The sequence below is a fragment of the Bacteroidales bacterium genome (assembly GCA_035647615.1).
Classification (GTDB): domain Bacteria; phylum Bacteroidota; class Bacteroidia; order Bacteroidales; family 4484-276; genus SABY01.
The window spans coordinates 85707-110185 of record DASRND010000007.1 but is presented as its reverse complement, the minus strand read 5'-3'; the positions used below and the strand labels follow the sequence as shown (position 1 = coordinate 110185).

Below are 24479 nucleotides of genomic sequence, written 5' to 3'. Positions count from 1 at the left end.
TGATTTATAATGTTATCAATCTGGTGTCGTCGGGGTTTTCAGGGATCGACAGCAACACCTCCTCGTTGGCTTCGAGGCCATCGGTAATGATGATTTCGTTTTCGTTGCTGGCGGCGGTTTTTATCTCTTTACGAACTACATGACTTCCTTTATTAATAAATACAAAAGTGAGCGTGTCGTTGCTGTGCACGGCATCGATGGGGAGCGCCAGCACATTGTCGAAAGCGGCGGTGATGATCTCGTTTTTGGTGGTCATGGAGGGGCGCATGATGGTGTCGGATTGGTTCACGTTGATGACCACCTCAAACACTTTGGCGTCCGATCCCTGCAATTGCTGACCGATATTGGCCACCTCGTCCACGATGCCGGAGTATTGCCTTTCGGGAAAAGCATCGATGGTAATGCGCACAGGTTGTCCTTTCTGCACTTTAGAAATGTCGATTTCATTGACGTACGTTTTGGAGATCATCTTGCTCAAATCGGGAAGTACCGCCACGGTATTGTTCCAGGGGTCGATGGAGGAACCGGTTTGTGTTTTTTTTCCGCGCCAGTCGCGTTGATAAATTACCATTCCCGGCTTGGGAGCATACACCATAAAACTACTCAGAATCGCCACCATGCGGTCTTTTTTGCGATGTGCCTGATCCAGTGTGGCAGACACCTCCTGCATTTCGGCCTGTGCTTTTTCCTGTTTTAATACATAATTCTCTACTGCCTGGTCGTAAGTGCGCTGCGACTTGTCGCGGTTGATCACTGCCTGGCGTTGTGTGGCCGGCGGCTCAAACTGCGACTGATCCACAGCAATCTGCGCCTCTTCCATGGCAAACTTCAGGTTTACCAGCTCGTTGCGTGCGCTGCGCATGTTCAGCGAGGTGTCAAGCATCGTCTTGGTGTATTGCGACTCAAGTTTATCAAGCTCATTCTCCAGGTCTTTGAGCTTGCTTATCACCTCAGTTTGATCGAGTGAAGCAACAAAATCGCCCGAGTCCACCACGGTTCCTTCGGGTATCAATTCATTAATCTTAATCTCACCCCATATCTGGATGCTGCGCAGGTTTTCGGGGCCATAGATGTTCTCGGATTGCTTTGCTTCAAGCTCGCCGGTGGTTACCACCGCCACCTCAAAAAGTCCCTGCCGCACAGGAACACTCAGCGTATCTGTTGCAGCAGTTTTGGTTCGCGCAAAATACCAGGTAGCCGCCAATAGCAGCACGGCTACACCCAGGGTGATAAGAAGTTTCTTTTTCATTACAAGCTGTAGCTAATATTTATGCTGATCTATTCTTCTTTGAGAAATTCATCGATGATATTCTCGATAGAGATGCCGGCGGCTTCCGCTTTGTAGTTGCGCACGATACGGTGGCGCAGGATGGCGACAGCTACTTTGCGCACGTCTTCGATGTCGGGGGAATATTTGCCGTGGATAGCAGCATGGCATTTGGCTCCTATCACCAGGTATTGCGATGCACGCGGACCAGCGCCCCAGGTGAGGTATTCGTTGGCCCACGGGTGCGAGTCGGGGCGGTTGGCGCGAGTTTTCGATGCCAGCCTCACAGCATATTCATAAACATTATCTGGTACCGGAATTTTGCGAATCAGATTCTGGAAATAAAGAATCTCCCGATCGCTAAGCACCACTTTGAGTTCGGGCACGTAGGTGGTCGTAGTACTTTTTACCACATTCACTTCTTCTTCAAAGCTGGGATAGTCGAGCCAGATGTTGAACATGAAACGGTCGAGCTGGGCCTCAGGTAGGGGATAGGTGCCCTCCTGCTCGATGGGGTTTTGGGTGGCCAGCACAAAGAAAGGCTCATCCAGTTTGTAGGAGCGTCCTGCCACGGTGATTGCTTTTTCCTGCATGGCCTCCAGCAGCGCACTTTGTGTTTTTGGGGGCGTACGGTTGATCTCGTCGGCCAGGATGATGTTGGCAAATACGGGGCCTTTATTGAATTTGAAGCTGCGGCTCTGGTCGAGTATCTCCGTGCCGATGATGTCGCTGGGCATTAGGTCGGGGGTAAACTGAATACGGCTGTAGCTAAGCCCCAGCACCCTCGAAATAGTGTTCACCAGCAGCGTTTTGGCCAGGCCGGGCACGCCCACGAGCAGCACGTGTCCGTGTGAAAAAATGGAGATGATCACATTTTCAATCACATCGTCCTGACCTACTATGACTTTCGCTATTTCGGCACGAAAAATTTTTACCTTTTCTACAAAAGCATCAAGAGCTTCTACATCCGTTTTATATTGTTCCATGAAATTTCTTTTAAATTTTTTGTGTAAACCAATCTAATTAATATTTCTAAATCAATCCCGTCCTATCAACACCAAATTCCAATAACCCTAAAACCATTTTTGGGCAAATTTGCATTGCAGGAATTCACCATAAACTTTGATGTAGGTTTTGTGGGCGTTTTTCTTGATCCACACGAAGATGGCATCTTGTCTTTTTTGTTGTAATGCCCAGTCCTGTATCTGGTTGTAATCATCTTCTAGGTTGGCGCGGTGGGGCTGTGTACGTTTGCTAAGCATCAGCAGGCGATACGCTTCTTCGCCTTTATCGTCTTCCATCAGCACGGGGGTTGACACTTCGCGGGGTTCGAGTTTGTCGACTACAAAAAACACCTTTGGATCGAGCTCTTCTACCGACCACTGGGCGCTGCCAGTGTTGGGGTTGATCATGATGCCTCCGTTATTTTTGGAAGGATCAGTGGAATAAAGTCGTACAGCATTTTCAAAAGTCAGCGAATCATTACGGATAAGCTGTCCGATGCTGTCGAGAAACGATCGTGCCTCTGCCAGCGCTACCGGCGAAACCTTGGGGCGGATAAGGATGTGGCGCACACGTGAAAATTCTCCTCTTTTCTCAATTCCCTGAATGATGTGAAAACCGGCTTCGGTTTCAACTATTTCCGACATAGCGCCGGGTTCGAGTTTAAAAGCTACAGCTTCAAATTCGGGGTACAACTCGCCTCGGCTGTGCAGTCCGATGTCGCCACCCTGCTTGGCAGAGCCGAGGTCTTCGCTGTAGAGTACCGCCAGGGCTTCAAAGCTTTCACCTTTCAGGATGCGTTCGCGCAGCGTGTTTAGCCGCTCTTTCACCTCATGTTTTTCTTCGTACGAAATGGGCGGTTTTTTCACCAGTTGCATCACTTCTACCACAGAACTGATGAGCGGAACGCTGTCGCGCGGGATTTCCTTATAAAAGCGCCGCACCTCCGAAGGAGTTACGTTGGTGTTGGTCGTAATGTTTTCCTGTACCCGGTTTATCATCATCTGGTCAGCGATAACATCGTACAGCTCTTGTTTAAATTCTAATATCGTTTTGTTGTAATATTTCTCCAGTTTTTCCTGTGTTCCAAACTGCTGGATAAAATAACGCATGCGCCGCTCTTGTTCTGAGCTCACCTGATCGGGAGTAACGACGATGCTGTCGAGTGCGGCCTGGTGCAGCAACAATTTCTCAAACATCAGGTTTTCGAATATCTGGCATTTTACTGTTTCAGCGGCGCCTTTTATGGTGCCCTGCATGCGCATTTGCAAGTATTGGCTTTCCACGTCGGAGCGCAGGATGTAGTTTTTGCCTATCACCGCTACCACTTCATCGATGGTGGCGCCTTCGGGCGTGCCCTCCTGATCCTGCGCTACAGCAGGAACAAAGGTTAAAAGAAAAATGACGCTGGTTATCCAAATAAAATATTTCATCGCAGTTGCCGGTGTATGGTGATGCAGATAGTTGATAAATTAAAAAAGTTCGAAATTATTGCCTTTTAAAGCCTGTTGGTAAGTTTCATCCTGCATCTTTTTGATGAGCAATTTCTTGCGCTTGTTGAGCAATATTGAGCGGATGTTTTCGCGCTCAAGCGACAAGGGCGAGAGGCTCTCGCTGAGACCATAATCCAAGAAATTTACAAAATACCAATAAGGTTTCTCATAATGCTGAACAAACGCATTTTTTGTCAAAAACGTCTCGGGATTGCCTGCAGGTATCGGCACCCGTAAAAGCAGATCGTCAAAGGTGATCCACTCGCGGTCGATAAGGTCGAAATCCTCTGCATAGCGAATGCAATAATACGCCAGCGAGTCGCGGTCTTGTTCGTCGTTGCTGCGGGTAAGCTTTTTTATCTTGTTGAGATATTTCGACTTTTCGTCAATCTTTACGTAAACGGCCTGAACAATGTTTTCGTTGAGTTTGAAATTACTTTGATTCTCGTTGTAATAAGCCTCTATTTCTGAATCACGAACTAGGGTATCGAGTTTTTGGTTGATAAGCTGTGTCTCGTATTCGTAGATCACCAGCGAGTTGCGGTAGTCCTGAATGAGCTTGCTGAAATCCTTCTGTTCGCTGCTAAGGTTTTTCTCGGCTTTGTAGAGGATCAACTGGCTTTTTATCCAATTATTAATAAAGTTTTGCGCAATGCTCAGGCTGTCGGTGGGGCTGGTGCCTTCCGGCACGATATTATTGAGATCTGATTCGTAAAGATAGGCATCATATGCGCGTGCCAGGATGCGGTCAGAATCTCTGAAAGCCTCATTCTGGCACGCCATGCCGTTGATAATAAGCAGGGATATGATGACTAAAAGGTTTTTCAAATTCGCAGATTACTTTTGCAGATCGTTCAGTACATTTTCGTTTACTACCACGGGGTATTTGCCGCGTAGCTCTTTGATCCATTGTGCTTCTAGATAGTTCTGATAATCGGCGGTGATGAGGCCGCGGGCTTCCCCCAGCGTTTTATTCTCCGGTGCAACAGTTTCCTCAACGATTACAAAACCGAAGTTGCCTGTACCTGAATAGACCCGCGAAGTGCCTGCTTTCCATTCCACTTTATCCACAAATTCGTTATCGCCTTTGCTGAATTTTTTGTTGACAACCATCACGTCGAGTGGCTTATCATTTACGAGAACCTCCTTCATCTCTTCGGGCGACATACCGTTGTTGATCAGTTCTAATGCTTTGTCGGCATCGTCGTTTTTAACAGATGTAATTACGGTAGCTTTCAGGCGCTTGCCCCACACGTAGTTTTCTTTATTATTTTCATAAAAATTCTTCAAACCGGTGGTGTCGCTAATGGCTTTGCTCCATACCATTTTGTCGGTAAGATCGAAAAGCAAGATGCCGTCGCGGTACTCTTTTACCAGTGCTTTAAATTCGGGATGTTTCTCCTCAAGCCGCTCGTCTTCGTAAGCAATTGCCTGCTCATCCACCCATTCGTTGTAGGCTTTCTCTACGAAAAAAGGAATGGTTTCCTTGCTGTTGATGGATTGATGTTTGGCCAGATAAGTGGCAAACTCCTGCTGGTTATAATTTTGGTTGCCCAATGTAAAAAGTGTTTTATTCATTCCGGCAGCTTTGTCGGTTTCCCACTTGCGTTTATACACCGACGAGTCGATGACAGCATAAAACTCTTCGAGCGCTTTTTGATTGGGCTGGTAATTGGCTTCCTGTTTTATCCTGCGGATGATGGATTCTTTGCTTTTGTTCGAGCGCGTGTCTTTGGAAAGGCTTTGTTTCAGGTCGGCTTTTTCATCCTCGAAAGAGCGGATGGGTTTTTTATCCACCAGCTTGATGATGTGCCAGCCGTAAGAGGTCATCACAGGTTTGGAAATGCCGCCGGTGTCGGAGATGCTGCGGATGCCGTCAATAAAGGAAGGTACCATGCGGTTGGAGCCAAACCACGGGAGTTTGCCGCCATTTTCGGAGGAGCTTTTATCGTCGGAGAGCTCTTTTACCATATAATCCCACAGGGCACCAGCATTTAAAGCTTTATAAATGGAATCGGCACGTACGGCCAGGTTTGCCGAATCGGCAGGGGTTGCTTCGTCGGGCATCTTCAGGAAAAGGTGTGCTACCTGCACGCTGCCCAAGGCTGGGCGGATGCTCTGCAACATGAGCAGATGATATCCAAAGTCGGTGCGCACCGGCTGCGACACTTCGCCTTCTTTCATCGAAAAGGCTGCTTCTTCAAAAGGCAGCACCATATCAAAAACCGTAAAGTAGCCAATGTCGCCGCCGTTTCCTTTGCGTGGGGGCTGAAAACCCTGTGCCGGCATGTCACGAGCCGACGGGTCTTCCGAAACCTCGGCAGCTACTTCGTTAAAGTTTTCGCCGTTGATAATCCGGCTGCGTATCTCCACAATTTTGTTGTAGGCAGCCAGGGTATCTTCGGGCGTGGCGTACTTGTCGGCACGCACCAGAATATGACTTACGCGTACATCTTTCAACTTGCGGTTGTAAGCCTGCTGCAGCAGATGGGCGTTTACTTCTTCATCAACAAAATAAGGCTTTGCAAGCTGGTCGCGATAGCCTTTCAGTTCGTTTTTGAATGATGCTGCTGTATCCAGTCCCAGTGTTTCAGCTTCTTTCACTTTCAGCTTGAAGTTGATGAAGAGTTCAAGATACTCTTCGAGAGATTTCTTGTCGAGCACCTCTCCGTCCACGTTGTTTTTTTGGTAAATCGCCATAAACTCGTTGGAGCTAATTTTATCGTTGCCAATGGTCAGCAAAACTTTTTCGCTTGCATTTTGAGCGTTCAGGCTCAAAAACATAATCGAAAAAACCATGATAGCAGCTACTGCACACCGCCGCTGGAAACCTTTTGTAGTAAAAATCTGTGTCATCTTTGATTTAAAATTTAAGATAGTTTATTGCTTGTCAATAAAGTGTTATCTGTTACGAATAAACACTGTAATTATTATATGTTCAAATAAAAAGCATGATTAAAATTTGCTGTAGTTGGGCGCTTCACGCGTAATAGTGATGTCGTGCGGATGACTCTCGGCAACGCCGGCAGGGCTTATTTTGATGAAGCGCGCCTGCTGCAGTTGTTCAATGTTTTGCGATCCGGTGTAGCCCATGCCTGCGCGCAGTCCGCCCACCATCTGATGGATCACTTCGCTCAGCGATCCTTTAAAAGGTACCCGCCCAACGATGCCTTCGGGAACCAGTTTTTTGATGTCTTCTTCCATGTCCTGAAAGTAGCGGTCTTTGGAGCCATGTTGCATAGCTTCGATAGAGCCCATGCCACGGTAGGCCTTGTATTTGCGGCCTTCGAAGATGATGGTGTCGCCGGGCGATTCGTCAACGCCGGCAAACAACGACCCGGCCATGATGCTGTGGGCGCCGGCGGCAATAGCTTTTACGATGTCGCCCGAATAGCGGATACCGCCATCGGCTATCACAGGGATGCCGGTATCTTTCAGCGCACGCGCCACATTATACACGGCGCTGAGTTGCGGGATGCCTATGCCGGCAATGATGCGCGTGGTGCAGATAGAACCGGGGCCAATGCCCACTTTCACGCCATTCACACCGATGCGCGCCAGGTCGAGGGCAGCCTCGGCGGTACCGATATTTCCGACTATCAGTTGCAGGTTGGGATATTTGCGCCGGATGACGCGGGCGGCTTCCATCACACCTTTGCTGTGGCCATGCGCCGTGTCGATGATGATGGCATCCACGTCCACAGCAATCAGCTCATCCACGCGATCCATCATGTCGCCACTCACACCTACGGCAGCGGCTACACGCAGGCGGCCACGCTCGTCTTTGCAAGCGTTGGGGCGCTCTCTTATCTTTATAATGTCTTTGTAGGTAATCAATCCCACCAACTTATAATCTTTATCGACCACCGGCAGCTTTTCTATTTTAAATTCCTGCAGGATGTCGGCAGCTCTTTCAAAATCAGTAAACTCGGTGGTGGTAATCAGGTTTTCGCTTGTCATCACCTCTTCCACCGGACGCCCGTGGTTGCGCTCAAAGCGCAGGTCGCGGTTGGTGACGATGCCTACCAGCGTATTGTCGGGAGTTATCACCGGGATACCGCCGATGCTGTACTCTTTCATCAGCGCAAGCGCGTCACCTACTTTTGCTGTTTTGTTGAGCGTGATAGGCTCCAGAATCATTCCGTTCTCCGCACGCTTCACACGGCGCACTTCGTTGGCTTGCTTGTAGATGCTCATATTTTTGTGCAAAACACCTATGCCGCCTTCCTGCGCCATGGCGATGGCGAGCTTGTGCTCGGTCACAGTATCCATGGCCGCCGACACAATGGGTATCTTCATGCTGATGCCCGAAGTGAATGACGTCGAAAGGTCGACCTCCCGCGGAAGTACTTCGCTGTAGCCCGGCAACAATAAAACATCATCGTAAGTAAGTCCTTCGCCAGTGAATTTATCTTGATTTTGAAGCATTTGAAACGGTTTAAAAAAATTGGGACAAAGATATAAAAATTGATCAGTCGCAGTCGGCTTTTGGCAGTCTTCAGCCGGAAGAAATGAACTTTCAGAAATGAGAAAGAAGTTATTTATCCGGAGTGTCACAGTGTAACACAGAGTTTTACACAGTGTTACTCTGTGTAACTATTGTTTATAAGCGTCTTTCCCTTCGATAAGGCTGGTTTCGGCAAGCTGGCTTCGACTTGGTTCGGCTTGGTTCGACTCCGCTCACCAACCAACGCTGGCTTCGACTCCGCTCAGCCGCCACAGTTGACGGTGGTTGAGCGTAGTCGAAACCACCACAACCACAATCGTTAATCGTAATTTGCAACCCGCCACCCGCAACTCGCAACTCGCAACCCGTCAATCTCACCTCTGTTTTCCCACAATTTCAAAAGGAACCCGCAGCAGATTGCCGTCACCGTCGAGCAGGGTGAGGATATGTTTTCCGGGCGCCGGCTGCAGCGATAACGTGTGAAAGGTGCTGGTTTGTCCGGCAAAGGTTTCGTCGAGGTACCAGAAGATGGTGGCGCCGGCATCTTGATGCGCCGCCTCAAAAACGGTTGCCTGGAGGTTTCCGTCGGTTTCGCGTGGCAGGAAAATCTTTCCCGGCTTATCCGGCCGGATGATCTGCATCACCTGCGTCGGCTCCTGCTGACAACCGGGAAGCCACGGTGGCGGATTTTTGTAAAAAGGGTTTTTGTTGCGATAATACCACGCCATCGCCGCCGGAAGGATAAACCACGGTTGGCTTTGAATCTGACCGATAGGATAGCACTGGGCGTTCACCTGGTGTTTTTCTTCTGTGTCCAGATGCAGCAGATGGTGCCACGGACAGGCGGCGCTATTAAGTCCGTTTAGCGGGATGAGCACGCTGTCGATGTGGTTGCAAAATGGAGAGGGGCGCATTCCGCTCTCGTGGCACACCGGCACCTCGGCCAGCGCATCCCACGGCGTAACAAACCATCCGGTGGCGGGCAGCAGATCGAAAAGATCGAACATCACGGGAGCAGCAGCCAGCAAACCCGTGAGGCCGGGACGTCCTTCGCCATCGGCATTGCCGGCCCACACCACCACCGTGTAGCCGGGAGTTACGCCAACAGCCCACGCATCGCGGAAGCCAAAGCTGGTTCCCGTTTTCCAGGCGACGGGTGTGGACGAAAGAAAGGCTTCCCATCCTGCCTCCGCCGCCGGACGCCGCACCTGCTGCATGGCATCGAAAGTAAGATAGACGGCGCCGGCACCAAAAACCGGCGTTTGTTTTTTAAGATGATCATCAGTTTCAGAAATGAAATTGAGCTTTGTCGCAAGTTCCGGCTGAAGGTCGGGATAGTGCAGCAGCGTGACGGCCATGTTGCGGTACATCAGCGCCAGGTCTTCCGCTTTTGCTTCGGCGCCTCCCAATATCAACGACAAGCCATAATGCCCTGCCGGAAAAGTAAGCGACGACAGTCCGGCCTGCTGCAACTGGTGGTAAAACCGTGGCTGTCCGTATTGGTTGAGCAGACGCACCGCCGGCACATTCAGCGAACGAATCAGCGCCTCGTCGGCATGCACTGCGCCATCGTAGGCCACCTCGAAGTTGCGCGGCGAATAGTTGCTGATGGTGGTGGGGATGTCGGCAACCAAAGTGCCGGGCAGCAGCTCGCCGGCGTCGAGCATGGCGGCATAGAGGAAAGGCTTGAGGATGCTGCCGCTGCTGCGCGCGCTGGTGATCACATCCACCTGATCGCCGTGGCTTCCTTCCTCCGAAGGAGTGGCGATATTACCCACATACGCCAGCACATCAGCGGTACTGTTTTCGACGATCATCGCGGCGATGTTGTGGATTCCGTTGGCGGCCAGCAGTCGCTGGTGGCGGCTGAGGACTTCGTTGCAGTTCTGTTGCAAAGGAGCGTCGAGCGTGGTTTTGATGATCTGTCCGTGCGCCGCAGCATTTATCCTTTCGGTGAGATGAAAAGCCAGGTCGGGCAGCGGCTTGGGCTTTTGTGGCAACGGCTCCGCTTTGGCCAGCGTGCAGGTGGTGGCGCTGATGATGCCGCGACTTTCTAACCGGTCGAGGAGCATGTTTCGTTTTTGAAGCAGAAGCTGTGCATTCCTTCCCGGAAATATCAATGCCGGAGCGTTGGGCAGCACTGCCAGCGCCGCCGTTTCGGCCCAGCTCAGGTTGTCGGCGCTACGACCATAATAGCGCCATGCGGCAGCGTCCAGCCCCACCACATTGCCACCAAAAGGAGCGTGCGAGGCATGCAAAGCCAGGATTTCGTTTTTGCTGTAGCGGCACTCCAGCCGAAGCGCCAGCCATATCTCATAAAACTTTTCTACAACAGTGCGCGGCTTTCCTTTGCGCATCAGCCGGATGGTCTGCATGGAGAGGGTGGAGCCGCCGCTCACCACGTGGCCACCAGCCAGATTTTGCTTTAGCGCCCTGGCCAACGCCAGCGGATTGACGCCGGGATGACGATAGAAATAACGGTCTTCGAAATGGGTGATACAAACGGCAAACTTCTCCGGAACCTGCGCCGTGGCTGGAAAGCGCCATTGGCCGTCGTCGGCGATGCGTGCGCCCAGCATCTGCCCGTCAGCAGCCACCACCACCGTGCCGGTAGGATCGCGGAAGAGATGGCGCGGCAGCGAGAAATAAAAAACCACCACCAGCACCACAAGCCCCGCCGCCAGCCAGCGCACGAGCCGTGGGGTTTTTATAAGAAGGGTGCGGATTTGGTTCTTCAATTTCATCAGGCTGCTTTGAGAGGCAAAAGTAGGGTTATGGTGGGAGATGGATGGGTGAGGTTAAATGCGCAAAGCGTTAATGAAAACTTTTCGTCATTTAGATTTGTTTGGACAGGGTTTGCTTATTGGAGAAATAGAATGTGGAGGTGGGGTGTTACGTATATGGTTAGTTGCCGATTTTGAGGCACTGTTATATCAAAATATGATGTTCTTTACTCAAGCATTTTAATCCATTGTAAATATTGAACTTCTGTGTCATTGTCCTTTTTATTTCTTGTCTGTGTCAACTCGTGTGTAAGTGTTTGTTAATTCTTTAAAGTTGACAAATTATTATAGATAATATTACTTTTAGCTTTGGTTTTCAGATATTTGGTAAGAGTTTACAAAAAACGGGTAGAAGCAGAGAGTAGTTGTTCATTTAATTCGCGAAAGCTTTGCTCAATATATGGTGAGCTAAAATCAGCTTCCAATTTTAGTTTTTCAAGAACGAAGTGAGAAGCAAATTCACCTGCTTTGTTACCTCCAACTCCGTCTGCAACAAAACAAAAGCAACTGTCTTGTCCAATTAAATGAATTTCTCCTTCATTTAATACCATTCCATTGACAAGAATATGGTCTTGGTTCAATTCACGAATCGTTCCAATATGTGTAAACGCCGAAATGTTAAATTCAACCCGCATATCCAATTCTTTAGGATTTTATGAGGATGTCACTACCGTGACATCCTCATAAATACTATCATTTGTTGTAAACGTAAGCTTCTGCTTTGTTCATTGCCTCTGTAGCCGAACTTGCTTTGCCAACACTGGTCCAACCAGCATAGCTAACATAAACGTCACGATTTGATTGGTCCCACTTTACATCATATGATTTCTGCGTTTTGGGAGATTTAACTGTCCCAATTTTTTCTGCTGCCATAACTTACTTCTCCTTTTTTAGTTAATACGAATATTGAAAATTGTTTTTTTATTACTTTTATATCCAAGTTTTTTGCCATGATGAGTTTTGAACAATAATTTGACAGTTCAAGCAAATTAACAATGTATTAGAGGTTGTACAGCATTAGACTGCACTTTTATTATCCATTTTGTCGTTTGGCCCAATCAATTAATTCTTTGAAATTATAACCGCTTTGTCCACTATCATCATGTGTATATATATGCATGTCGCCATATTCTTTTTCTTCGCCGCTTGTGACAACAGATTTTAGATTATTATGCTTATCAGATAGTAATAAAACTGACCGATTATTCTTATCAACACCTAGCATAACTCTGCTGCCATAAAATGCATTGTGTATACTTAAACTCATCATTCCATTACCCTCCTTACTAAGGGATAATATATTCATGCTCGTTACCATACCATTTTCTAATTCACCTTCAACAAATATGTCATCTGCATCAACAAGTTGTATGATTGGCCTCTCATTATCATCTATAGAAATTCTAATAGCCGGAACACCTTTTTTATCTCGAAGAATGATCTGAGGATCACCATTAGAAATGGTGCGCAATTCAATCTTAGGATTGCCATCATTATCAACAATGACTAACTTTTTTGTTCTGATTTCTTCTTCCATGATGTGTAGTTTTATTTTTGTCTATGTTTTGTCTCATTTTGAAAATTTTGAGTAAAATAGTCAATTTTTATGTGGCATTTTATAAATAATTGTGTTTTTAAAATTTCTCTATAGTAGGCCTCAGAAAATCTAAATGCCCTTGAACAACATCGCATGCACGAGAGTAATCGTTCATTAAACCCCAAAGCGTTCCTAAATATTTCGTCCCATTGGGTTCATAACGATTACTTTCGTAAATTTCCATAAAACGCTCTGAATTCGTATCAGCAAAAGTGCAGGTAAAATAATATAAGCTTTCAGCATCAATATCATCAAAAAACGGGCCTGCTAATTTTGAATAAATACCTTCTATTATTTGTTCTGTTGTGCCGATATTTCTAAATATTGTACAGACTTCTTTTGTAGAAACATCTATCTTTTCACTGTACATCTTATTTAAGGCTAAAAGCCCAACAAGAGTATATACTGCACGTTTAAAATCATTCTTATTTTGCACATCTTTTTGGAAATGTAATGTGTTGTTCTGTCCAATGCATCTTATTAAGATGTCAAGTGTCGTATTGTTGGCAATATAAATATTATCTAATTGCTTTTCAATTTCTTCTAATCGTTTTAGAATTTCTTTTGATATCTCTGAGTTTGTCATAAGTTTAAATTTAACATGTTCTTATAAGATTTAATTGCAAATTATTTCAATCCATATTACTTCACTTTCAGATCCTAATACCATGGCTTTTCATTTCCGCACCGTTTCTTCAAGAGGCTTCTGATTTCCACTTTTTATTTCAATTTTTGAAGTCGTAACTTTTTAGAGCTATAAAAGTCAAGTTTCGCTAGTCCTCTTGCTAACCTATTGTATTTTATGTAATTGCTCATAAAATCTGTGTAAATGCATTTTTAGGTTAATTTCTTCATTCCAATTTGCAAAAAGTACATTTTACACACCCAAGGTTAGGTTGCAAATTTGCACCTTTTGCATCCTTATCCGTAATCATTCGGTGGGTTTACGATTTTACTTAATTCTTTCTTGGAAGCAAGTGTGTATATTACGGTGACTGTGCTGCTTTTATCTCTCACCATTTGCCAAACTGGGGCAAAAACACCCCTCATTTTAAAATCACTGTTAGCAATGTCCCAAATCCCCTGGCTTTGACTATGGGTTACGTGTGGAAGACCTTTCACTTTGCCTTTGGGGCAGGGCTCCTTTACAGAGCCCAATCTGTACAAAGGATTTCCATGGTGGTTATCGCAAGTCAAACTATTTTCAGAATTTCTCATGCAACAAATATTACATAATTCAAAGCGGCAAATCTAAAGAAGATTTTGATTAGAAATACATCACATTGCCTTTTTAGAATGATTCTGAATAAATGGGACTGTGCAAACCAAGTGCCTTATTGGCGAAGATAGAAAGTCACCCCGTGAATTACGCCAGACAAGCCTACAAATCTTCGGGCGAATGTTTCTGGCTTAGGCAGCATTCACGGGGTGACTGCTGTCTGTGTTCTACTTTTCGTCCGAAAGCGGGACAAAACGAGCGGTTAGATCCGGGTCGGCCATCTCTTCGTCCAGCGGGTACATGGGGCGGTCGATTCTCTGGTAGGGCAGCCGATGCAAGTCCTGATCCACACCACCGGGCGTGAGTGCCATGATCCAATCGCCGCGCATGTCGTACAACTCGGGTACGAGGTAGCCAATTTTTACGACCACAATATCCGCTTTGCGCGGATCGAGCCCTAAGTTGGTAAAATCCGATTCGTAGTGGTATGGTTTCCGTTTTTTGGTGACGATAACCCGCACGCTGCCCACGCGAACCACCACTTCGGTTTGGGCGTTGTCGTCGCTTTGGCGAATGGCTTCTACCGTGCCCTTCAGCATGACGGGGCCTTCGTAGCGGTTGTCGATATCTGCTCCGGCAAAGGCTTCTACTTTTCCACCCACGCCTGCTTCGATGGCTTTATCGATGAGCTTGGGGCCGGGAAGTGAAGCGTAAATCAGCGATGGGCCGTCAGGATTTTTGAAAGTATCGTTGTCGAGTATTTGCTTTAGCGTCCAGGTAACGTCGCCGGCACCACCTGCCGTGGGGTTGTCGCCCATATCGCTGATGATAAAAGGTTTTTTGTCGCTGTGGAGGGCCATTTCCAGACATTCGTCCAGCGGAGCCACGGGAGCTACAAATTCAAATTGTTCGCGGACATCCCAAAATGACTGCGCCAGCGTTTCGGCCGAACGTTTTACCTCTTGCTTGTCGTCGCCGGTAACCATTACTACCGCTATGTTGCGCGGTTCATCGGCCCACGCGTAGCCTACCCAAATGGCGGCGTCCAGCACACCTTCCAGTTTTGTAATCGGATCGACTTGTGCATAAAGGCTTTTGGCCGGTTCGATGCGTGTGCTGGTTTTTTCGCCCGGCAGCAGAATGGGAATGGGAATCCATGCCTTATAGGCGGGCTTTCCTTTCCCGGATTCCAGACGATCGAGCAGGTTTACCAACGTCCGCTTTTTCGATTCGATGGCATCTTCGTGGGGTGCCAGTCGGTAGCAGGTGATCAGATCGGTCTGATGGGCCAGTCGCCACGACACGTTTCCATGCAAATCCATAGAGGTGGAAATCAAGGCATCTTTACCAACGACATCGCGCACGCGCTGAATCATATCGCCTTCGGGGTCGTCAAGTCCAACCACGCTCATAGCGCCGTGGATGTCGAAAAACACGCCGTCGTAGGGGAGGTTCTCTTTGAGCCGTTGCAGCATTTCTGTCATCAAAGTATCGTAGGCTGCGCGGGTAACGATTCCGCCGGGGATTGCATGGCCTCTCATCGCCGGGAAGTATTGCGCCCGCTGGCGTGTGGCCGAATCTTCATGCATAAACGGGTAGTACGAGAATATCTCTTCGCCACGACGGACGCGGAAATCTTCGGCATTGCTTTGTGCCGGCGAAAAGGTGCTGCACTCAATGGCCAGTCCGGCAATGGCGATGCGCGGGTTACTTATTGCCTTTTCCTTTTGCGATTGGCAAGCTGACAAGCCGATTAGGATTATTGCTGCGATCAGTATTTGTTTAAAATTCATAGCGGTTATTTTGTGATTTATTTCTGTTTTTCAGAATGCTTCAAAAATAGGTAAATTTCTGAAAAGGCACTTCCAAATCATAATCCCTCCTTTGAAAGTCACCTCGTGAATAACGCCAGGCCAACAAACTAATGATCTGGCTAATGTTTCAGGCTTAGGTGGAATTCACAGGGTGACTATAGCCGTTTTTGTTCCTGGGTGCATATTATTACGTGTTTTCGATTTCTATATCGTATTTGCCTAGAAGCCCCGGAATCCCATGGATAGAAAATTTCGCTTTCTTAATTCGGTTAATTTCCGGGTCGATCGAGTAGTTGAAGGAAGTCCGAAAATCTGCTTTTTCAATAATTGTATTGTCAAAAGTTGCTCTGGTCAGGTCGCAATCATCAAACAGCGAATTTGTCAGGTCGCAGGATGTAAAATCGACTTCCTGCAATTGGGTGTTTTTGAAAGATGTTTTTTTGATTTTTGTCTTGTAAAACGAAGAGTGATTTAAAATGCAATTTTCGAAGCTGAAGGAAAGTCCAAATGCGTTGCAATTGTCAAAGTTCAATCCCAACATTTTGCACTCCTTGAATTTTATGCCCCGAAATGCTGTCTTTGTAAGTTTGGCCAAACTCAAATTACATCCCGAAAACTCACAATCGGCAAACTTATAGTCGGCCAGGTCACTATTTGAAAAGTCGCAATTGAGAAACCGGCAATTTTCATACTCCCCTTTTGTCAAAGGTTTGTCTGTGAAGTCAATTTTGTCAAACGTTTTTTCTACGATGTATGCTTGTTCCATATTCTGTTATTGTCTGTTTGCAGTCCCTTTTTATGCTTGGGACTAAGGGATTGGAGGTGTGTTTTTATTGCCGGTTATCATTCGATTTTAAATTTCCCAATACTTACTCTTTTTTTAATTTCGTAAGTCTCAAATCCAAACTTAGCCCAGGTCTTTTTACCAACCTCGTTGTCGGCAAGAACTGATAGTTCGACGTGTTTGATGCCCTTACTTTCAAACCATTTTTTAAGCTCTGTCAAAAACTCCCTGGCAATGCCGAGTTTCCTGAATTCTTCTTCTACAAACACATCGTTTATGTATCCATTTTTAGCAATCCTGAATATTGGCGACCTCGCCTGAATTTCTGCTGCAGCATATCCAACTATTTTCCCGTCAATTTCCGCAACCAGAAGAAGCCTATCCTCCGAAAGCAGACTTCGCTCCATAAAATCTCGATACACTTCTTCTACGGCGTCGGTGGGAACAAAATATGGATCGAGATCGGAATGTTGCTTTAATAAAATCAGGCCATAATTCGTCACTTGTTCTATGTCTTGCAGTTTTGCTTTTCTTATTTTCATATTGATAAATTTAATACAACGTTTTTCAGCTATCCGAAGGTGGTGGTTTGGGAGACTCCCCTGTCGAACTGCTGCAAATTTAAAGAAAGTTCTCAAGCTTCCAAATGAAAATTGATTCTGCTATTGTGCCAGACTGCTGTTAGCGTTTGGGTGGTTTTCAGAGCACTTCACTAGCCACCTACTAAACAAGTTTATTAAATGGTATTACTTTCATTCTAAAGCCAAACTCTGCATTAAGGATAGCCATGGTTGGGCAATTATATTTTATTGAAATTCAAATTTCAAATAATTCCTTGTTGCTCCTATTTCCGAATCTTGAAGATTTGAGATGTCAATGACAGCACCAAATTCTATAAATACATCAAAGAACTTGTCATAGTCATGTCCCCAATAAATCATTGCGCATGCCATTGGCGCGCCTTTTCCGGCACCAGAACCATTTTCAAGGAATTTCAATCTAGTATCATAGAGAAAGCATATAGCTTTGGCTTGTCCAAAAATACTTTGTTTCCAATGTCCGGTATTCGTAGCAACTGGTACTAAAGCTAATATTTCTGAATCAAATTTATTATGTGTCAAGGCACATTTTGCTAACCAGTTTTTAATGGTTGTTCCCCTATCTCTATCAGCACCGTATGGGGGATTCATATAAATAGTTGGATAGTTCCATTCTTCTTTTAGTCCATCATTTTTGGGTAGCATAAACTCCTTTTCAGCATGGACTATTGAGTATTCATTTGAGCACGGATCTAATGAAATTAAGCCTCCAAAAAAACGCCTGATGACATTTACATATTTGGGAGGAGTTCCCCAACTTTGACTTTTTGAATTTACTGTTCTACCCGCACTCATAAAATTTCTTTCCAATTTTTTGAACGCAACTCAATAATTTCGTTCTTTAATTCAGTAATGCTTTTTTCCGCTGGCGCAATGATATTGAACCAACCTTCTATTTCATTCAATTTGTCAGAGAAATATTTCAGCAAAATAGCATCTGCCTCAAAATCCATTTTGACTTTTGTGAAAACGTTTCTCTTTTTATCAGCAGTATAACTGCTTTTAAAGGCTTCTTGAACTTTAGAGTATTCCGGTATCGGATTCAGAATTAATTCTTCAATAAATTGAGCCAACCCATTGTCTGTTAAGAATATTAACCAATCATATGAATGAGCTAAAACCTTTAATTCTTTATTATGGTTTTCTGCTGTAAACCAATTTCCATGGTTGCTGACAACGCCTACAGTTAAAATGAATTTTTTAAGTAGTTCGGTATCATCTGAGTAAATTACTTCCTCCATCAAATCAATATATGGTTTTATGTACGGCTCATTGTTTGAACGGTAAATAAGCCCATACTTTTCACCAGTATCTGTTCTGATTTTTTGAAGTGATGATGCAGTTCTTGCAACATATGCTCCCTGCTTTGCTTTCTCAATTGTCTGTGGTCCTTTTTTATTTCCTTCCTCAACTCCAACTCGCTTGCATTCAAAGATTGCATATGGCTTTTGCTTTTGTTCGAAGACGAACAGTTCATATTTATCTTGTCCTATTGATTTAAAGCTGGTAAGCAGGAAGGAGTCTTCGGACTCGCCAATAGTGCAAGCGTTGCGGAGAATATTATGCTTGTCGAGAAGGTTGTTATTCCTTTTTTTGAACTTGGTAATATCTACGTTTTCTGCTAATGCTTTTAATATCCTCGTAGCTGTTATGGAATTGCTGCATCTGTCAATAGTTACTTCATGTTCTTTGATTATAGGGTGTAGAGAGTATTCAACATTGTGGCAGATATCTTCATTTCCATATTCCACAAGACCTCTCTCTATTGAAGTTGAGTTATTGAAGCCCCAAGTTTTGAGCAAGTAGTATGTTATGATTTCAACCATCGTCCCAAGTGCCCTGCCAGCTGCCTTTTTCTTGTCTTGAGTGTAATGAAAAACTTTCTCTACAAGAGCGTTTTGTAATTTATCTACTGAATCGTATGCCATTTATTTATGTTTTTTACAAAGATACTTGTTCTGTTGACTTTTTAGCATGTTGCCCAAAGTTATTGGTTAACCTGAGATTTTATTTCATTTATGTCTTTTCATGATTTGTGAACATACTCCAGCAAATCGGCGTAATCCGATTTGGCTCCAAGTGGTTTCTTGTAGGCTTTTCACTCTTATGATGTTTACATAACACTTTCCAAAATCCAGGCTGCCCACCAGATTTCTGGGGTGGTTATTGTAAGCCAAGCTATTTTCAGAGTTTTCCATGAGCCAAAGATTAATTCTTAAAAGTTGCCAAAGTTAAAAAGTATTTTGAACGGAAAAACATCCCGTTGCTTTTTAGAACCATGATGAATAAAGAATCCTGTGCGAACTTGAATGGCTTTCCCTAGATGAGGGAGAATACGAAAAACCTCCAATCCGGTTTTAAAAGTTCCCCCGTGAATAACGCCAGGCCAACCAATAAATGTTCGGGCTGTTGTTTTAGGCTTAGGCAGAATTCACGGTGTGACTGCTGCTTGGGGCGACTGATGCCCGCATTGAATTACAATAAATTAATTCGCGGTAACTAGCTTAATTGGTGGTAATTCATGGACAGTTGAAATTCGTGGACAGTAGATTTTCCTCCGCCATCTCTATTTTTTATAGTTTTGAAGCTTTGTTACAAGAGCATTTATCATAAAAATAAGAGATATGAAAACCAGGATTTTACTATTGTTGTTGTTCGTGGCAGCTACGCAGGCAAGGCCGCAGGCGGCGGTTGATTTCGATAAGACTTTTACCGGCAACACCATGCGGGTAGATTATTTCCATACAGGTACGGCAAGCGAGGAGCATTTCTCGGTGGATCGCATCCTGAATGACGGCGCGTGGGCCGGCAGCCAAACGGTGCTTCTGGATACGTTGAACAGGGGATTGTATTTTTACGAAGTTACCGATGCCGCCACAGGAGCCTTGCTTTACAGCCGGGGTTTTGCCAGCATCTTTGGCGAATGGCAGAGCATTGCGGAAGCAAAAATAAACTGGGGCACTTTTCATGAGTCGGTGCGGTTTCCCTGGCCGCAGCATCCTGTGGTGCTCACCATCTCGAAGCGGGATGCCACCAACAAGTTTGTACCGCTGTGGAATACCACCATCGATCCGGCGGCGCGCAACGTAAATCCTGCTCCGCTGCAATCGGAATTAACCACACAAACCCTTTTCGAAAACGGCGACCCGGCCACGCATGTCGATCTGGTGATTCTGGGCGACGGCTACAGCGCCGGCGAGATGGAGAAATTCAATGGCGACGCCCGTCGGCTCATCCAGGCGATGTTTGATGTAGAGCCTTACAAATCGCGCAAAGCAGATTTTAATGTGCGGTTGGTGGAAACACCTGCTGCCGAAAGTGGCGTCAACAAACCACACCCCGGCAGTTTCCGGCGCACGCCACTGTCGGTTTCTTACAGTGCTTTCGATTCGGAGCGTTATGCCCTGGCCACCGACAACCGCGCCATCCGCGATGCTGCCGCCAACGTGCCTTACGACGCCATGTTTATCCTTATCAACGAGCAGACCTACGGCGGTGGCGGTATTTATAATCTCTACTCCACCGTGGCCGTCGACAACAAGTTTTCGGATTACATCTTTGTGCATGAGTTTGGGCATTCTTTTGCCGGGCTGGCCGACGAATATTACACCGCCGACGTAAGCTATGAAATGGCCGAAATTACCGTGGAGCCTTATGAGCCAAATGTTACGGCATTGCTCGATCCGTCAGCTTTGAAATGGCAGGAACTTGTCGAGCCTGAAACGCCTATCCCCACGCCGTGGGACAAAGAAGCTTTTGATGCTTTCAGCTATGAGATACAAAAGGAGCGACGCGAGCTGCGCGCCGCCAAAGTGCCCGAAGCACGCGTGGAAGCGCTCTTTGCCCGCGAAAGGCAGGAGATGCTGAATATGATCGACAGGATGGAATATAAAAACACTACCGGCGCCTTTGAGGGAGCCAACTACATGCAGCACGGCATGTATCGCTCGGCCATCGACTGCATCATGTTTACGCGCAACAAGCAGGAGTTTTGCCCTGCTTGCCGCCGCGCCATCTCGCAGGTGATTGATCAATACACAAAGTAAATGGAACAATTTGGTGTTTACAATAAACTACAGTTTTTCTATCACCAATGCCCCATCGAAGCGCTTCGTTCAACGAACTCTCATATAGCCAGGCAGAAGAGCTCCCATCTCCAATTGGAGAGGGGTCGGGGTTGAAGCAAAAAAGAAGTATTTTGCTCCGCGATCATTTAATTTTAAACAAGAGTTAATTACCTACTCATACGTCTTTCATGAAGCCCTCGATTCGCTCATCTGCCTCTCATTTTGCTGGTATATTTCTGTTATGGTTTTTATTCGCAGCTTTCGCTGAAATATCTACTGCACAGGGGCAGTCCGCGGCAGGAATACAGCCGGCATTTTTAAATGAATTTATTAATAACTCCTGCTTACAACATGCGTCGGTGGGAGTGCTGGTGATAGATGCAGAAAGTGGAGAAGTGGAGATGGAGCATCAGCCCGACCTTACTTTGGTTCCGGCATCGCTACAAAAACTGCTCGTCTCAGCGGCTGCATTGCAAACTTTTGCCGCCAGCTATACTTTCGAAACGCAGTTGCTTTATCAGGGTGTAATTGATTCGGCGGGTACGCTGCATGGCGATGTGATTTTGCGCGGTGGCGGCGATCCCACCTTTGGTTCTTCACGTTTTGCGACGCATTACGGCGATGTGATGCAACGGCTTGCTGCAGCTCTTTTGCAGGCCGGGATTGCGCTTGTGGATGGCAACATCGTAGCCGATGCTTCTTTATTCGGATCGTCGCAACTTACCGGCACCTGGATTTGGGAAGATATCGGCAACTACTACGGAGCTGCTCCCTGCGGCCTCAATTATCTCGATAATAGTTACGAAATCACCTTTGCTACCAGGGCTGCCGGCACGGCCGCAGAGATCGTTAAGACCACACCGAAACTGCCGGATATTACTTTTCGCAACAGCGTAATGGCTGGCGGCTCCGGTGATGAGGCATATATTTACGGAAGTTATCTTACCAATATCCGTGAGGTCCGTGGCACGTTGCCCCCTTACCGGAAGGCGTTCACCATAAGAGGTGCTTTGCCTGATCCGGCATTGGTCGCGGCCACGCAACTTTGGGCGGCAGTTGGTAAGTCGGGGATTGCTGTGAATGGAATTGCGCGATCGGAGTATCAACAACAGGATTCGATAAATGAGCAAGTGTTGCTAAAGATAGCGTCGCCGTCGTTGACCGAAATTATCCATGAGCTTAACCTGAACAGCATAAATCTTTATGCCGAGACCTTGCTGCTCCATCTGGCGATAAGTGCCGATAAAGCCCCGGAGATAAAAATGGGCTGCGAAGTTCTGAAGAAGTTCTGGAAAGAAAAAGGGATGGATACCGACGGATTGTTTATGGAAGATGGCAGCGGGCTTTCGCGTACCAACGGCATCACCGCGCACCAGTTTGCATTTGTTTTGCGCGAAGCGATTAACAGTGAAAACGGCGATATATTTCTCACTTCTCTTCCGTTGGCCGGACGTTCAGGCACGTTGCGCTACTTTGGCGACGGTACACCGATTGAAGGGAAGTGGCGCGCCAAGACGGGCAACATGTCGCGTGTAACAGGCCATGCCGGCTTGCTGACGGATGCCGCCGGCCGAAACAAAATTGTGGTGGTGATGGTTAATAATTTTGTTTGCACCAGGATGGAGTTACAGCGGAAGATAGAGCGGTTGCTGGTGGGGATTTATGAGAATGAATAAAAGAAATGGGAACCATCGAACAAATCAACTTCGTTGGTGGTTTTTTTTCTGATACATTTGCAACAATTAACTACAAAGACTATGGAAGATATCGAAAAAGATGAATTGATACAACTTATTTCGGCGCCTTACATACAGAAGGCGACGGCGCTGATAGGCGTGGCGCGCAAGGTAGGCGGCAACCAGTTCAGGCACACGATGGCTACTTTTGCCATCCTTCTCGACTATCACTACACCAATCATGTGCTGCTAAAAGCTTCGCTGATCCACGATTTGTTTGAAGATGTACCTCTGAGCAACCGCGAGGAGATCAGGCGGATCGACGAGGACGGCGACGAGGTGGTGCGGCTGGTGGAGGAGGTGACACGGACCCCTGAAGAGAGCAAAATCGGTTATCTGGAACGTATTCTGAAATATGGGTCGCCCGAAGCCAAAGTCCTGAAAGTAGCCGATCGCATCAGCAATATTACCGACCTGCATCTCGACATCATGATCGAAGAAAAAATGGCCGACTATCTCGAACAGACCATGAAATACATTTTCCCGATGGCTGAGCAGGTAAACCACCTGATGGCCATCGAGCTTGGCGATTTGGTAGAGCGCCGCCGGATGTACCTTACCGCTTTTAGGTAGTCGGTAGCCCATAATTCTCAGTCTGAAAACTTCAAAATTCGATATTCAAATTTCCTGGTTTTAAAAATCTAAATTCTAAAACCCGCATTTTGTAGAGACCCGACTGGACTGCGACCTGCGGCCTGCCACCTACCTCAGAAATTGTGTAGTTTTGCGGCTTAATCCACATTGTCAGCATGACCGAATATTTGCAAACACCCGTACCCGCTCCTGTCCGTCCCCGACTTCTCACCACTCTTTGCATCCTTAGCTACATTGGCAGTTCGATGGGTGCTTTCAGCTATTTCATGATCTTTTCGGCCTATTCGCAGTTCATGCCCATGATCGAAGAGATGGGATTGGCTATGCCTGGCATGGAGCTGTATCTTAGCGCAGGGCGCAACTTCTTTCTGGCCGGAGCAGTGTTTTATTTCCTCTCTCTGATAGGGGTGGCGCTGATGTGGCGATTGCGCAAAGTTGGTTTTCACTTCTACACTGCTTCGCAGGTGATGATCCTCATCATGCCGTTGTTTTACATCCAGGGCTTTCCCATCCCTTTCCTCGACGGCATCATCACGGCACTTTTCATCTTTTTGTATTATCGTTTTTATCCTTTCTTTGTTTAATAAAAACAAATTTGCATAAAATGGAAAAAGAGAACAACCAAATAGATAGCCCAACACCAAAGGCGGAAAAGAAACGACTCCGCAGGAAATCGTTGCCTCTGGGACTGGCCATCCTACTGATATTTTCGTTTGTTTACAACGGGTTGATGCTGGTGCTGCTGGTGGCCGGCTTGTTTTTCCGCGACATCGTCCTCAACATCCTTCAGCAATATTACAAGCAGATTTATATCTCACCCGAGCTTTCGTTGGCCGCCAATGCCGGAGCTGTAGCGCTTTTCGCAATATCATTATTCGGGCTAGTCCTTTTGTGGCGGCAGCGACGCACCGGCATCTGGTATTTTGCGCTTTCGCAAATTGCTATCCTATCCACGCTGGTATTTGTGCTGCATACTTACGACTGGATTAACATCGCCATCGCATCGTTTATCATACTCATCATTGCCATTTACGCACGGGGAATGAAGTAGCGGCGGGCGCAATGCGATAATGATTA

At 46.5% G+C, this 24479-nt stretch carries 21 protein-coding genes; 5 read left to right on the top strand and 16 right to left on the bottom strand.

Features of this window, described 5'->3' with window-relative positions:
• Positions 1–4 precede the first annotated feature (4 nt).
• From VFC92_03375 to VFC92_03300, 16 genes are all read right to left on the bottom strand, one after another.
• Positions 5–1249: an HlyD family secretion protein gene (locus VFC92_03375; GenBank protein ID HZK07221.1), complete on the bottom strand. Its 1245-nt coding sequence runs from the start codon at positions 1247–1249 to the stop codon at positions 5–7.
• A gap of 29 nt (positions 1250–1278) precedes the next feature.
• Positions 1279–2253 (bottom strand): AAA family ATPase, encoded by a 975-nt coding sequence (locus tag VFC92_03370; GenBank protein ID HZK07220.1) that lies wholly within the window; start codon positions 2251–2253, stop codon positions 1279–1281.
• An 87-nt stretch (positions 2254–2340) separates the two neighbouring features.
• Positions 2341–3702: a peptidylprolyl isomerase gene (locus VFC92_03365; GenBank protein HZK07219.1), complete on the bottom strand. Its 1362-nt coding sequence runs from the start codon at positions 3700–3702 to the stop codon at positions 2341–2343.
• 39 nt (positions 3703–3741) lie between these two features.
• The gene (locus VFC92_03360) at positions 3742–4590 is read right to left on the bottom strand and encodes a hypothetical protein (protein ID HZK07218.1); all 849 of its coding nucleotides are present in this window, start codon (positions 4588–4590) and stop codon (positions 3742–3744) included.
• Positions 4591–4599: 9 nt separating this feature from the next.
• On the bottom strand, positions 4600–6618 hold the full coding sequence (locus VFC92_03355) for a peptidylprolyl isomerase (protein HZK07217.1): 2019 nt from the start codon (positions 6616–6618) through the stop codon (positions 4600–4602).
• A 99-nt stretch (positions 6619–6717) separates the two neighbouring features.
• Entirely contained in the window at positions 6718–8190 is a 1473-nt protein-coding gene (guaB, locus tag VFC92_03350; GenBank protein ID HZK07216.1) for an IMP dehydrogenase, read from the bottom strand.
• Between the two features lie 393 nt (positions 8191–8583).
• Complete coding sequence (pbpC, locus tag VFC92_03345; GenBank protein ID HZK07215.1) at positions 8584–10953, bottom strand: penicillin-binding protein 1C; 2370 nt, start codon at positions 10951–10953, stop codon at positions 8584–8586.
• A 374-nt stretch (positions 10954–11327) separates the two neighbouring features.
• Complete coding sequence (locus tag VFC92_03340; protein HZK07214.1) at positions 11328–11633, bottom strand: hypothetical protein; 306 nt, start codon at positions 11631–11633, stop codon at positions 11328–11330.
• A gap of 52 nt (positions 11634–11685) precedes the next feature.
• A complete protein-coding gene (locus VFC92_03335; protein ID HZK07213.1) occupies positions 11686–11865 on the bottom strand; it encodes a hypothetical protein in 180 nt (59 codons plus the stop codon).
• A 160-nt stretch (positions 11866–12025) separates the two neighbouring features.
• The gene (locus VFC92_03330; GenBank protein HZK07212.1) at positions 12026–12529 is read right to left on the bottom strand and encodes a hypothetical protein; all 504 of its coding nucleotides are present in this window, start codon (positions 12527–12529) and stop codon (positions 12026–12028) included.
• Positions 12530–12626: 97 nt separating this feature from the next.
• Entirely contained in the window at positions 12627–13175 is a 549-nt protein-coding gene (locus VFC92_03325; protein HZK07211.1) for a hypothetical protein, read from the bottom strand.
• Between the two features lie 860 nt (positions 13176–14035).
• Positions 14036–15601, bottom strand: a complete 1566-nt coding sequence (locus VFC92_03320; GenBank protein ID HZK07210.1) for a M81 family metallopeptidase — start codon at positions 15599–15601, stop codon at positions 14036–14038.
• A gap of 208 nt (positions 15602–15809) precedes the next feature.
• Positions 15810–16388 carry a pentapeptide repeat-containing protein gene (locus VFC92_03315; protein HZK07209.1) on the bottom strand — a complete coding sequence of 193 codons (579 nt, stop codon included), beginning with the start codon at positions 16386–16388 and terminating at the stop codon, positions 15810–15812.
• A 77-nt stretch (positions 16389–16465) separates the two neighbouring features.
• A complete protein-coding gene (locus VFC92_03310) occupies positions 16466–16948 on the bottom strand; it encodes a GNAT family N-acetyltransferase (GenBank protein HZK07208.1) in 483 nt (160 codons plus the stop codon).
• Between the two features lie 264 nt (positions 16949–17212).
• Complete coding sequence (locus VFC92_03305; GenBank protein HZK07207.1) at positions 17213–17815, bottom strand: DNA N-6-adenine-methyltransferase; 603 nt, start codon at positions 17813–17815, stop codon at positions 17213–17215.
• Positions 17797–18933 (bottom strand): hypothetical protein, encoded by a 1137-nt coding sequence (locus VFC92_03300; protein ID HZK07206.1) that lies wholly within the window; start codon positions 18931–18933, stop codon positions 17797–17799. The genes VFC92_03305 and VFC92_03300 overlap by 19 nt, the downstream gene beginning before the upstream one ends.
• A 696-nt stretch (positions 18934–19629) precedes the next feature.
• On the opposite strand from VFC92_03300, the gene VFC92_03295 reads away from it, so the two are divergent.
• The 5 genes from VFC92_03295 (at position 19630) to VFC92_03275 (ending at position 24453) form a co-directional block, all read left to right on the top strand.
• Positions 19630–21051 (top strand): M64 family metallopeptidase, encoded by a 1422-nt coding sequence (locus tag VFC92_03295; protein ID HZK07205.1) that lies wholly within the window; start codon positions 19630–19632, stop codon positions 21049–21051.
• A gap of 209 nt (positions 21052–21260) precedes the next feature.
• Positions 21261–22748 (top strand): D-alanyl-D-alanine carboxypeptidase/D-alanyl-D-alanine-endopeptidase, encoded by a 1488-nt coding sequence (dacB, locus tag VFC92_03290; protein HZK07204.1) that lies wholly within the window; start codon positions 21261–21263, stop codon positions 22746–22748.
• A gap of 81 nt (positions 22749–22829) precedes the next feature.
• Positions 22830–23381, top strand: a complete 552-nt coding sequence (locus VFC92_03285) for a hypothetical protein (GenBank protein HZK07203.1) — start codon at positions 22830–22832, stop codon at positions 23379–23381.
• A gap of 176 nt (positions 23382–23557) precedes the next feature.
• Positions 23558–23986: a hypothetical protein gene (locus VFC92_03280; protein HZK07202.1), complete on the top strand. Its 429-nt coding sequence runs from the start codon at positions 23558–23560 to the stop codon at positions 23984–23986.
• 20 nt (positions 23987–24006) lie between these two features.
• Positions 24007–24453 (top strand): hypothetical protein, encoded by a 447-nt coding sequence (locus VFC92_03275; GenBank protein ID HZK07201.1) that lies wholly within the window; start codon positions 24007–24009, stop codon positions 24451–24453.
• The last annotated feature ends 26 nt before the right edge of the window (positions 24454–24479 follow it).